The following is a 12,590-nucleotide window of genomic DNA, read 5'->3' on the forward strand; positions in this document are numbered from 1 at the left end:
GGGGCGTCCGCCCCGCTCGTCCTGGTCGTGCATCCCGGCGCCGAGCTGTTCGGGTCCGACCGCATGCTCCTCGAGAGCGTCATCGGGCTGCGCGAACGGGGTTCGCGCACCGTCGTCGCCCTCCCGGAGAGCGGGCCGCTCGTCGACGAGCTGCGCGCGGCCGGCGCCGAGGTCGTGCTGATCCCCATGCTCGTGCTGCGCAAGGCTCTGCTGCGCCCCCGGAACTGGCCGACCCTCGCCCGCGACACGCTGCGCGGATGGGCGGCGGGATGGCGGCTGCTGCGCCGGCTGCGGCCGGAGGCCGTGTACGTCTCCACGCTCACCCTGCCGCAGTGGCCCCTGCTGTCGCGCCTGCGTCGGGCGCGGACCATCAGCCACATCCATGAGGCGGAGGCGTCGGCGAACCGGCTGGTGAACCGGGCGCTCTACGCGCCGCACCTGGTCTCCGATCGCGCGCTGGTCAACAGCCGCTTCGCGTGGGACACGATCGCCGCCTCGCTGGCGCCCCTCGCCCGCCGCGCGGCCGTGGTCTACAACGGCGTCGCCTCGCCCGCCGAACCGGCACCGCCGCGGGCGCGGCTCGACGGACCTCTGCGCGTCCTCTACGTCGGCCGGCTCTCGCCGCGGAAGGGCCCGGACCTCCTGATCTCTGCGGCCGCGCAGCTCTCCGAAGCCGGTCGCGCCGTGGATGTGACCCTCCTCGGATCGGTGTTCACCGGGTACGAGTGGTTCGATCGGGAGCTGCGGGACCAGGCCTCGGCCGAGGCCGTCCCCGTGGACTTCGCCGGGTTCCATCCGGATGTCTGGCCGTTCCTGGCCGCCGCCGACGTGCTCGTCGTCCCTTCGCGGACGGACGAGCCCTTCGGCAACACGGCGGTCGAGGGCATCCTGGCTCTGCGCCCGGTCATCGCCAGTGACGGCAGCGGCTTGCGCGAGGCCGCAGGCGGGTACGACACCGCCCGGCTCGTGGAGCCGGACGACGCGACGGCGATCGCCGAGGCGCTGACGGAGATCGCCGAGGACTGGCCCTCCGTCGTGGCGGGCACCGCCGACAGCCGTGCCGAGGCGCTCCGACGCCATGCTCCCGAGTCGTATCGCCGGGCGGTCGCGACGGCCGTCCTCGGCGACGTCGCCGCCCTCTCGCCGGCCACCGCCCGAGGAGGCCGGCCATGAGCGCCACCCGGCTCGTGGTCGCCTACAACGGTGCGGACGCCGGGCTCGGCAACCGACTGCGGGTGACCCTCGGGGCCGCGCGCTACGCGCGGTTCCTCGACGCCCGCTTCGGCTACGTCTGGCCGCGCGGCCCGCTGTTCGAGCCCGCCTTCACCGACCTCTGGGAGTGGCGCGAGGGGATGCGCGTCTCGCGCGCGGCCTCCCGCGCCGTGGGCCTGCTCAGCGGTTACGTGGGCAACCGCCTGACGGAGGCGCCGCGTCGCGCCGTGCTCCAGATCCGGACCGGTGCAGAGCTGGTCCTCCCGCCCGAGGCCGGATCGTGGACCGACGACCTGCGAGCGCTGCGTCCCGTCGACGAGATCGCGCGGACCGTGCACCGGCTGCACGGCGGACTCGCGTCCGCCCCCTACGTGGGCGTGCAGCTGCGCGTGCACCGGGTGTCCCACCGGGAGACGACCCAGACGTCGCCGGTCTCCTGGTTCACCGAGCGCATGCACGCGATCCTCGCCGAGCGACCCGGCACGCGCTTCTACCTCTCCTGCGACGTCCCGGAGGTGAAGAGGACGCTCCTGCAGCAGTTCCCCACCGCCGTGGCTCACGAGGTCGACGCGCCGTACAACTCCACCGCCGCGGTGCGCGCCGCGATCGTGGACCTCTACCTGCTGGCGGCTTCGTCGCGCCTGCTCGGCCCGCACCACTCGAGCTTCATCGAGATGGCGCAGTTCCTGGGCGATCTGAGAGTACCGACCGACAAGCCGACGGAGCCGGCGGCGGACACCCGCGCCTGGTGGGCGCTGCCGCCCGCGACGGATCCGTTGCGGCCCGCCGACCGGGCACCGCGCGCCGCGTGAGCCGCCGCGGCACACCCGCGATCATGCGGCCGACGCCCCCGGCCGGCGGCGCGAGCCGCTCAGTCCGTGTAGTAGCTCTGGCGTCCGCGTTCGAGGCGGACCTTGTTCAGCACCACCCCGACGATGCGCGCCCCTGCCGCCTCGAGCGAGCGCAGCGTCGCCGCGAGCTGTGCCCGGCGGGTCCGCGACGCGTCGACCACGACGATGACGCCGTCCGCGAGCGGGGCCAGGAGGTTGGTGTCCGCGACGGTCAGGACCGGCGGAGAATCGATGATGACGACATCGTGCTCGGCGGCGGCGTCCGAGAGCATCGTCTCGAAGGCGCGCGAGGTGAGGATGGTCGCCGCGTTGGGCGGGACGTCGCCCGACAGCAGCAGGTCCGGACGGGACTCGTCGCCCTCGACCACCGCTTCCTCGAGGGTGAGGGTTCCGCGGACCACATCCGTGAGCCCGGCCGCGGACTCGAGACCGAAGATCTCCGCCGCGCGGGGTCGGCGCAGGTCCGCGTCGACCAGCAGCGCATCCTCGCCGAGCTCGGCGAGCGTCGCGGCCAGGTTGGCCGAGAACGTCGACTTGCCCTCGCCGGGCGTCGCGGAGGTGACGAGGAGACGACGGGTGCCGCCGTCCAGGCTCGCGAAGGCGAGCGCCGACTGCACACGCCGGAAGTCCTCGGCGACATGGCCCTTCGGCTCGCGGACGACGATGAGTCCCGTCTCGCCGCCCCGGACGCGGGTGACCGTGCCCAGCAGCGGCGCGTCGGTCACGGCGGCGAGCGAGCGCTCGTTGCGCACCCGCGTGTCCGCGACAGCGACCGCGAACGCCGCCAGGATGCCGACGACCAGCCCGAGAACGGCCGCGAGGACCGTGTCACGCGGCTTGTTCGGCGAGGACTGGAAGGCGGGCACGACGGCCTCGTCGATGATCGATGCGGTGATCGTCGGGGCGCCCTCCGGGCCCTTCGGCGCCACGTCCCGCACCACGTCGGACAGCTCCTGCGACACGGCGTTGGCGACCTCGGCGGCCTCCTTCGGATCCGGCGACGACGCCTTCACCTCGAGGATGGCGGTGTCCTGCGGGATGGTGATCGCGAGCGTCCGTGCGAGCTCGCGCGGCGTCGCATCCAGCCCGAGGTCGTCGATGACGGCGCCGAGGACGCGGGACGAGCTCGCGATCTGCGCGAAGGACAGCATCTGCCCCTGGGTGTAGGTGGAGCCCTGGTTCAGGTCCGACGCGCTGTTGCCCTGGTTCAGGGCGAAGAAGAGCGTCGCGCGGGACTCGAACTGCGGCGTCGTCGTCGCGGACACCGCGAACCCGGCGACACCGCCGAGGATCGTCAGCCCGACGATCAGATACCAGAACTTGGTCAGCGCACCGACGACGCTCCCCAGCGTCCAGGCCGAGTTCTCCGACTTCACCGAAAGCCTCCGTTGCCGTCAGTCTCTCCCCCGGAGGAGCTGTGCTCCCCGCGCCCCCATGACGCGCTGACGGACCTCCGCACGATTCTACCGTCTGACCCGGCGATAGAATGTCCTTCGGCGTCGGATCGGGCGCCGGATGCCGTAGGGCGCGGCCTGTGGGGAGGGTCGTGAACGCACTCTGGTCGACAGCAGCGCGCGTGGTCACCCTGGTGGTCTCGCTGATCTGCGGCGTGCTCTCGGCCCGCCTCGTCATCACCGAGGCGGGGGTGGAGCACTACGCCTTCCTCTCCCTGCTCGTCGCGATCCCCGGGCTCATCACCTTCAGCGACCTGGGCACCGGCGCGGCGATCGTCAACGCGCTCGCGGAGAGCGACGATCCCCGCTCCGACGAGCTGCTGCGACGGAAGACCCGCAGCGTGATGCGGATCATGGCGGGAACCGCGGGAGTGCTGGCCACGCTGAACCTCGTGCTCCTGCTCACCGACGGATGGAGCGTCCTGCTCGGGGGAGGCGCCGAGGGGATCGAGAACGCCAGCCTGGCGGCCTTCTGCTGCACGGCGGTGCTCTGCCTGACGATCTGCCTGGGGATCTGGCAGCGCGTGCTCCTGGGGCTCGGGCGCAATCCGATCATCATCCTCCTCCAGGGGTTGATCTCCCCGGTCTCGCTCCTCATCGTGTGGCTGCTCCTGGGCACGGGGCTCGACGGGGTGCGGCCGTTCCTCGCGATCGGGTCCTTCGCGGCGACGCTGCTCGTGGCGGCCCTCGGGTTCCTCGTCGCCGTCCGGCTGACCGGGCCCCTCCTGCCGGAGTCCCTGCGCGCCCTCCCGTTCCCCCGCCGCCACCCCGGGGCGAGGGTGATGGACGTCGGCTGGCCGATGCTCGCGCAGATGCTCACCGGTCCTCTCGCGATGACCGCGCCCCGGTACATCCTCGCCTTCTCCGCGTCCTCGCTCGCGATCGCCCAGTACGGCGTCGCGGGGCAGGTGTTCTTCGCGCTGCAGTCGCTGGTCTCCGCGACGGGGGTCGCCCTCTGGCCGCGTTTCGCCGCGCAGCGCAGGGCGGGACGCATCCGCGGCGGACCCTTCCTGTTCGGGGCGGTCTTCGGCGCGCTGCTCGCGATCGCGACCCTGATGATCCTCCTCGTCAGTCCCTGGCTGTTCGGGCTCATCGCCGACGACCACGTGCCGATCACGGCCGGGATCATCCTGTCCTTCGGCACCATGGTGACGCTGCAGGCGGTGCTCTATCCGCTCGGGATGTTCATGATGGACGCACCGGGTCTCCGCTTCCAGGTGCTCCCGTCGCTGCTCATGGCGGTCAGCACGGTGGGACTCACCTTCGCCCTCGTGCCGCTCCTGGGCGTGTGCGCGCCGCCGCTCGCCAACGCCGCGAGCGTCCTGCTGTTCCAGATCATCCCGTACGGGGTCTACATCCGCCGGCACCGCGCGCGGCTCTACGGGGCTCCCGCGGCGTGACCCGCCCGCCGGCGGCGGATCCTGCGGGGCTCAGCGCGCGGAACGGGTGAGCAGGGGCGCGTCGAGCGCGCCACGCTCCCGGCCGAACAGGTCCGTCCCGTCGCCGCCGGATGCGCGCAGGTCGCGCCATGCGACCGCGAGGCCGACGAGGAACCACAGGTACATCCCGAACTGCGTGATCAGCGCCACGGCGAACATGGTCGGCAGCTGCGCCGCCACGGCGACCGCCGCGGGGGTCGCCGTCCGGCGCCGGAGCACCATGACGGCGACGAGCACCAGGGCCGCCATGAGGGCGAGCGAGGGCAGCCAGCCGAACCGCAGGGCGAAGACGAGGAAGGCGTTGTCCACCGAGTTGGCGTAGCTGCCGAGATAGTCGCCGCCGACGGTGAGCCCCGTCCAATCCCCGGCCGTCCCCAGCAGCTGCACCTGCGAGATGAGCGCGAACAGGCCGCCCCGGTAGTCCGCGCTGCCCCCGGCCTCGTCCCCGGCGTCGAGGAACACGCTGCCGATGAACGGGACGACGGCGACCGCGGCCGCGAGGCCGCCGCCGATCACCCACCACCGCAGCCGCGCGGGGATCCCCGGCAGGAGCACGAGGCCGAGCGCCACGGTCAGCACCAGGGTGATGATCCCGATCCGGCTGAACGTCATCACCGTGGCGCTCGCCACGGCGGCCAGCGCGAGCAGGCGCACGACGACCGGCCAGGGCACGACGAGGAGGAAGGCGGAGGTCATCGCCATGGCCGCCCCGAAGGCGATCGAGTGCCCCCATGCGCCTTCCACGCGCAGCAGGCCGCCGCGGATCTGCAGGGGGCCCCACTCGGCGTACAGCGACTCGCTGAGCGGCGGGAGCTCCGAGAACACGTTGGTCCCGGTCGCGAACTCGATCACCGCCAGGACCGCGGCGACCGTCGCGGCCGCCGCGAGGACCCGCACGACGAAGTCCGCGGACACGCGGGCGAGGACCAGCCGGCCCCAGACATACGGCAGGACCCATTCGAGCAGGGCGATGACGGTGGCGGAGAGCGTCGCGCCCTTCATGGCGAACAGCGCGACGATCAGGGTGACGAACACGGCCATCACCGCGTCCACGGGGTGCAGCCGGATGTCACTGAGCCCCGCGACCACCGCGAGGAGCGTGATCGCCGTGACCACGGACCAGAAGAAGCCCACGTTCGCGCCGACCCAGACCGGGAGGAAGAACAGCGCCAGGGCCCAGGCGATCACCGTCGCCCGGGGGGCGGCGCGGAACAGCAGGAGCGCGAGCACGGCGGAGCAGGCGCCGACGGCGGCCAGGACGAGATTCCCGCCCATCACCCCGCGGCCCCCTCTGCATGCTCCGGCACCATGGCGTGCTCCAGCCCCGTGCGCTCCGACATCAGCCCGAGCCTATCCGCCGCCCGGCCGACGGGCCGCGGCGGCGGCGAGGCTCACCCGAGATCCGTGACCCGGAGGTTGTCCACCGTGATCAGCGAGGGGGTCGTGGCCGCTCCGGAGCGGTTGGTGTGCACGCCGACGGTCCCGGCGGTGTCCAGGCCTGCGGAGTCCGTCGCGGTGGCCTGCCAGCCCGCCGGCTCCTCCGTGCCTGCTCGCCAGACCTTGGCGGAGACGGTGGTCGAGGCGCCACCGGTCACCTGCACCTTGAGCGAGAACACGTCGCCGGCGGCGCGGGTCAGCCCAGGGACGCGCTGGGCGGTCAGCACCGTGGATCCCCTCTGGACGACGACCCACACGCTGGCGTCGGTGTGCAGCCACAGGCGGACCGTGTAGTTGTCCGTGGCGCTGGCGCGGGCGACGAGCCCGGCGTATCCGGAGCCGGTGCCCGGCGCCGCGTCGCTGCCGATGTCCGCCGTCAGCTCCACGTCGTGCAGAGAGACGCCGTTCAGCATGAGGTTGCGCGTGTCGCCGGGGGCGAGGGAGACCTTTCCGACGCCGTCCGCCACCGAGGCCGCGGCGGCGGAGCCGTAGAGCACGCTCCAGGCGCCGCCCAGGTCGGCGGTCCCCCACCCGGTCGGCGTCGTCCGGCCGAAGTCGTCGGACGCGATCGGGCTCCCCGCCGGGTTCGGGTCGTCGCCGGAGACCGTGACCTCCTGCGTCGTGGTCCCCGTCGCTCCCTTGTCGTCGGTCACCGTCAGCGTCACCGTGTAGGTGCCCGCCGCCGCGTAGGCGTGCGTCGCCGTCGCTCCCGCGTCCGCGGGGGTGCCGTCGCCCCAGTCCCAGGCGTACGCGGCGACGGTGCCGTCCGCGTCGGTGGACCCGGAGCCGTCGACGGTCGCCGTGAGCCCCGCCGCCGTCGCGGTGAAGGCCGCGACGGGCGGCTGGTTGCCCGGCGGCTCCTCGGCCGCGGCGACCGTGACGGCCTGGGCGGCCGTGGCGGTCGCGCCCTTGTCGTCCGTGACCGTCAGCGTGACCGTGTAGGTCCCCGCCGCCGCGTAGTCGTGCGTGGCGGAAGCGCCGGAGCCGTCCGGGGATCCGTCGCCCCAGTTCCAGGCGAAGGACGCGATCGACCCGTCGGGATCGGTGGATCCCGAACCGTCCGCCGCCACCGTGAGCCCCGTCGCGGTCGCCGTCATCGCGGCGACGGGCGGCTGGTTCGGCGCCGGCGTGGTGTCGACCACGCGGAGCCCGTCGAAGGAGAACGCGCCGGTCGTCGTGGCGGCGCCACCGCGGGACGCGTGCAGGCTGATCCACCCGGCCTGCTGCAGCGCCGCGGTGGAGTCGGTCGCGGTGATCTGCCATGATCCCGGCTCCGCCGCGCCGTCCTTCCAGGTCTTCGCCGAGATCGTCGTCGGCGAGGTCCCGGAGACCTCCACCCGGAGGCGAAAGACGTCCCCCGCGGCCCACGGGGTGCCGAGCGCCTTCGTGGCGAGGATCGTGCCGCTGCGCTGGATCACCAGCCACAGCGTGCCGTCGGAGCGCTGCCAGACCCGCGTCAGGTAGTCGGCGTTCGCGGACTGGCGAGCGGCCACCCCGACGTACGATCCGCCCGTGGAGGGCGCCTGGTCGAGCGAGTAGGACACGTCGATCACGGCGTTGGTGAGCGGCGTCGACGCCAGCGCCATGTTGCGCGTCTGCCCCGCAGGCAGGGTCAGCACGCCGCGTCCGCCCGAGACCGAGCCGTTCGCCGCCGACCCGTACATGGCCGAGTACGTCCCGCCCACCTCGGCGGCTCCCCATCCCGAGGGGACCGAGCGCTCAAAGTCGTCGCGGACGGCGAAGACGCGATCCTCGACCGTGACGTCCCGGGTCTTCGTCGCCGAGGCGCCGATCGAGTCCGTGACGGTCAGCGTCACGGTGTACGCACCGGGTGCGGCGTAGGCATGCTGGGCGGTGACGCCCTCGGACGTCTCCCCGTCGCCCCAGTCCCACGCGAACCCGAGCGTCGCGCCGTCCGAGGCGGAGGAGCCGGAGGCGTCCGCGGACACGGTCAGCGCCTCCGCGGCGAGCGCGAACGAGGCGACCGGATCGGCGTGCGTCACGGTGACCGGGACGGCCTTCGTGGCCACCCCGCCGCGGTCGTCCGTGACGGTCAGGGTGACGGTGTAGTCGCCCGGCGCCGCGTAGGCGTGCGTCGCCGTCGCGCCGGTGCCGTGCGCGGTGCCGTCGCCCCAGTCCCAGTCGTAGCCGGCGATCTGGCCGTCGGCGTCGGTCGATCCGGTCCCGTCGGCGGCGACGGTGAGCCCCGTGGCGGACACGGTCGCCGACGCGGTCGGCGGCACGTTCGGCGCCTTGGCGACGACCTTCTGCGACACCGTCCCGGTGAGCCCGCGCTGGTCCGTGACCGTGAGCGTCACGGTGTACTCCCCCGGCGCGGCGTACGTGTGCGTCGCCGTGGCGCCGGTGCCGTTCGCCGTGCCGTCGCCCCACGTCCACGAGTAGGAGGTGATCGGCGAGCCGTCCCCGGGCTGCGACGCCGACGCGTCGACGCTCAGCCCGAGATCCTGTGCCGTGGGCGTGAAGGCCGCCGTCGGCGCCGTCATGGCGAGCCCGGTCGCCCGGTGGGTCGAGACCTGCGAGGCGGTCAGGGCGGTGGCGTACACCGCGACCTCGTCGACGGTGCCGGCGAAGTACGCCGAGCTCGGGGCATTCGGCCAGCTCGACAGTGTGTCGCCCCCGATCCGCCAGTAACCCGAGTACACGTCACCGGTGGTCACCGCGGCGTTCTGCGCGACGAGCTGACCGTCCACGTAGAGCGCCATGCCCGCCGCGCTCTGCGAGGCCACGAGGTGATGCCACGCGTTGTCGTTGTAGGACGCGGTCGAGCTGATGGTCGCCGTGCTGCCCGGGTAGACGCCGAACGTGAGGCGGCCGTTGTTCTGCATGTACACGTGGCGGTCGTACTGGGAGGACGAGGACGTCCGGGAGTTGCCGAACCCGATGAGCTTGCCGCCCCGGGTCGTGTTCGTCTTGAACCACAGCTCCACGGAGAAGTCGTTGTCCGCGGTCCGCGCGTTCGTGCTGCTGACACGGCCGCTGGAGGTCCCGCTCAGCTTGGTCGCGCGCTCGCCGGTGACACCCGCCACCGCGCCGGGCGAGGTGCTCGTCGCACCCGTGCCGAACAGCGGCGGGTTCGTCCCCGCCCAGTCCTTGGTGTCGTTCCCGAGCGGGTAGTACAGCTCGGCGCCGTCGTTGAGGACCATGTCCGCGTAGGGCGATGAGACGCCGGCCCCCGCCGCCGCGGTGGTGCTCGAGCTGGTGACCGCGTTGCCGTCCCCGTCGACCGCGCGCACGGTGTAGGTGTAGCTCGCCCCGGCCGTGAGGCCGGCGTCGTCGAGCGACACGCTCCCGGTCATCCACCACCCCGACGGCACGGTCTTGCGCGCCACCGGCTCGGCGACGCCCTCACGCAGGAGCTCGTAGGTGAGGTCCCGGTCATCGCGGTCCCAGTTCAGCGGGACGGTCACCCGGGTGCGTCCCGGGCCGCTGGTCGCTCCGGTCGCGGTCCACGAGGAGCCCGACAGCCGCGGGCCCTGCTTCGCGCCGGTCGCCGGCTTCGTGGAGAAGCGCACGATGCCCTGGAAGCGCTGGTTGTTCACACTCGTGAACTCGCCCGCGACCGAGATGTAGTCCCCGGAACCGGTGATCGACAGGCCGGCCTGGCCGAGCCCCGACGCGGTGCCCACGGTGAAGTCCGGGTACCAGGCGTAGGCCGACGGCGACGGGGTCCCGCTCCAGTCGGCGTAGGTGCTTCCCGCCGTCGCGCTGCGGGTCAGCGTGCCGCGCGCGTCGGTCGTGTAAGCCTCGATGTAGCGGTAGGCGCGGGGGTTCTGCTCCGGCCACAGGTTCACCGTCTCGCACGCGTGCGTGTGCGAGGTGGCGTAGACGGTCTTTCCCGTCGAGTACACGCCGTAGTGGTCTCCGTGGCAGTCCGAGACCCACCGGACCGACCCGGTGCCCGCGTTGGCGGCGAAGACGCCCTCGAGGTTCCCGACGTCCGCGCTCGCGTACACCCAGCCGGTGCCGTAGACGGCGCTGTCGTCCGTGGCCAGCGTGAAGATCCCGGCCTTGCCGGCGGACGTCCCCGAGGAGACGCCGTTCTTCACCGTCTTCGGCGCCAGCCAGCCGGTGTCGATGCCTCCGGTCGTCGGGTCCAGCGCGACGAGTCCGCGCTGGGTCACGCCGTTGACGGTGCCGAAGCGCCCGGCGGCGACGATGTGCGCCCCGCCCGGCTCGACGACGATCGCATCGGACTGGAGATCGGTGGTGGGCGCCCAGGACCGCAGAGCCCCGTTCGAGGAGGCGAACGCGGCGAGGTTCTTGCGGGCCACGCCGTTGGCCTGGGTGAAGGATCCCGCGACGTAGACCGAGTCCGCCGTGACCGCGATGCCGAAGACCCCGGTGCCGCCGACGGCGGGCGAGAAGCCGGGCACGAGCTCGCCGGTGCGGGCGTCGAGCGCCGCCAGCCCCCAGCGCGCCTGTCCGTTGACCTGGTTGAAGGAGCCCCCGATGTAGATCCGGCTCCCGTCCGGCGATGCCGCGACCGCCTTCACCACCCCGTTGACCTGCGGCGCGAAGGGCAGCAGGTCGCCGGTGGTGATGTCGTACGCGAGGACGTTGGCCCGCGGGGTCAGCTGCGTGCCGGGGTCCGCCTGGGGCGCCCGCGCGTTCGAGAAGCTGCCCACCGCGTAGACCGTGTTCCCGATCGTCGCCTGCGCCCAGACGTAGCCGGAGTCGATCTGCACGGTCGGCTGCGGATCGGCCGTCGCCACGTCGCCGTTGCGCTGCTCGAACGGCGCCTTGGTCGTCGGGACGGGCTCGATCGCGGAGGCGGCCGTCGGTGCGGAGGCCAGGGCGCCCAGCGCGAGGGCGGCGGCCACGAGGCCGCCGAGGGCGGTGCGGAGGCCGGGACGGCGGGTGTTCGCCATGTCAGGAGACCTTTCCGGTGAAGACGGCGACCGGTTCACCGGCGGCGTAGTTGACGGAGACGACGACGTCGCGACCCGCGGCGTCGTCGAGCATGAACACGTACGAGGCGGTCTTGGCGTCGCCCGGCGCGATGGCGCCGGCGAACGGATCGGGCTCGCCCGCCGAGGTGCCGATCCCGAGCGCGCCGTCCGCGGCGACGACGGAGACGACGGCGGACTCGACGGTCTGGTCCTCGGTGGAGTCGTTGGTGGCGGTGACGGTGACCCGCACCGCCGATCCGGAGACCTCGCCGGGCGTCTCGGCCGTGACCTCGATGGCCTCGACCGTGTCGATGCGCAGGGTGACCCCGGTGTCGAACGCGATCGGCTGGTCCAGCGGAGCCTCCTGCGTCGGCAGCGGCGCCGGCTCCAGCGGCCCGTCCGTCGGCGTCGGATCCGCGCCCGGCGGAAGGATGGACGAGGCGCTCGGCGACGGTTCGGCCGAGGCCGACGGCGTCGCGCCGGCGCCCGAGACGGGCGCCGCGAAGCAGCCCGCGAGCGCGGGCACGGCGAGCGCGGTGATGATGATGGCGATCGACGCCGACGACGAGCGCACGGCTCGACGCGTGCACCTTTGACGGTCCACGAGAGTCCCCAGTTTTCTGTTCCCCAGTAAGCGGCCCCCACGACCGCTGTCCGGAGCTTACCGCACGAAAGCCCTTAAGGCGATACCGATATGTCGATCAGGAGCCCGGCGATCCGGCCGGAGGTCTCGACGACGTCCTGGACGGTCTGCTCGTGCGCCGTCCCGCCGAGGACATGTCCGTCCCGGATGTCGAGAGGATCCGTGTCGCGACGACGCAGGAAGGAGCGGCGCGCTCCCGGCAGAGGACGCAGTCCGCGGCGCGCATCGAGGGCCTCGGCGAGCGCCGCCACGGCATCCCTGCCCTCTCCCCGCGGGAGGGTCATCCCGTCGGCGAGCCACAGCGCCTCGCGCACGGTGAACACCCGTCGGCGCGCGGCGGGCGACAGGGACACCGCGCCCGCCCGCACGGCGCGGGACGCCGTCAGCACCAGGGCGGCGGCATCGAGGTCGGCCGCGTCCACGGGACGGGAGCGGTGGGCCGAAGTCCGGTCGGCCCAGTCCTGGTCGGTCTCGACGCGGCGCACGCGGCTGCACACGGCGTGCCCGCCCTCCGCGCGGACCCCCGCGCTGGCGACCTCGACCTCGGCGAGCGCCTCGTGCGCGCCGAGGCGACGGGCGATCACGAGCTCCGCGAGCGGCGAACGGCACACGTTCGCCTCACACAGCAGGAGGAGATCCGCCCG

General features: G+C 73.2%; 8 protein-coding genes. 3 read left to right on the forward strand and 5 right to left on the reverse strand.

Annotated features, from left to right (window positions below):
* Window positions 1-27: 27 nt before the first annotated feature.
* Window positions 28-1,173 carry a glycosyltransferase gene (locus MR1_RS16425; RefSeq protein ID WP_306304934.1) on the forward strand — a complete coding sequence of 382 codons (1,146 nt, stop codon included), beginning with the start codon at window positions 28-30 and terminating at the stop codon, window positions 1,171-1,173.
* Window positions 1,170-2,024 (forward strand): O-fucosyltransferase family protein, encoded by an 855-nt coding sequence (locus MR1_RS16430; RefSeq protein ID WP_067249432.1) that lies wholly within the window; start codon window positions 1,170-1,172, stop codon window positions 2,022-2,024. Before MR1_RS16425 ends, MR1_RS16430 begins: the two co-directional genes overlap by 4 nt.
* Before the next feature lie 59 nt (window positions 2,025-2,083).
* On the opposite strand, the gene MR1_RS16435 is transcribed toward MR1_RS16430, so the two are convergent.
* On the reverse strand, window positions 2,084-3,439 hold the full coding sequence (locus MR1_RS16435) for a tyrosine-protein kinase domain-containing protein (RefSeq protein WP_067249435.1): 1,356 nt from the start codon (window positions 3,437-3,439) through the stop codon (window positions 2,084-2,086).
* A gap of 170 nt (window positions 3,440-3,609) precedes the next feature.
* Here MR1_RS16435 and MR1_RS16440 point away from each other — a divergent pair, with 170 nt between their 5' ends.
* Window positions 3,610-4,917 carry a lipopolysaccharide biosynthesis protein gene (locus MR1_RS16440; RefSeq protein WP_157518316.1) on the forward strand — a complete coding sequence of 436 codons (1,308 nt, stop codon included), beginning with the start codon at window positions 3,610-3,612 and terminating at the stop codon, window positions 4,915-4,917.
* 30 nt (window positions 4,918-4,947) lie between these two features.
* Here MR1_RS16440 and MR1_RS16445 read toward each other — a convergent pair whose 3' ends face one another.
* The 4 genes from MR1_RS16445 to MR1_RS16460 all read right to left on the reverse strand — a co-directional run.
* The gene (locus MR1_RS16445; RefSeq protein ID WP_157518317.1) at window positions 4,948-6,234 is read right to left on the reverse strand and encodes a hypothetical protein; all 1,287 of its coding nucleotides are present in this window, start codon (window positions 6,232-6,234) and stop codon (window positions 4,948-4,950) included.
* A gap of 113 nt (window positions 6,235-6,347) precedes the next feature.
* Window positions 6,348-11,282 carry a PKD domain-containing protein gene (locus MR1_RS16450; protein ID WP_067249445.1) on the reverse strand — a complete coding sequence of 1,645 codons (4,935 nt, stop codon included), beginning with the start codon at window positions 11,280-11,282 and terminating at the stop codon, window positions 6,348-6,350.
* Window position 11,283: 1 nt separating this feature from the next.
* Window positions 11,284-11,877: a hypothetical protein gene (locus MR1_RS16455; protein WP_067249448.1), complete on the reverse strand. Its 594-nt coding sequence runs from the start codon at window positions 11,875-11,877 to the stop codon at window positions 11,284-11,286.
* Between the two features lie 104 nt (window positions 11,878-11,981).
* A partial coding sequence (locus MR1_RS16460) for an arsenate reductase/protein-tyrosine-phosphatase family protein (protein WP_067249452.1) occupies window positions 11,982-12,590 on the reverse strand: 609 nt, incomplete at its 5' end.

The sequence above is a fragment of the Microbacterium resistens NBRC 103078 genome, from assembly GCF_001552355.1.
Lineage (GTDB): Bacteria > Actinomycetota > Actinomycetes > Actinomycetales > Microbacteriaceae > Microbacterium > Microbacterium resistens.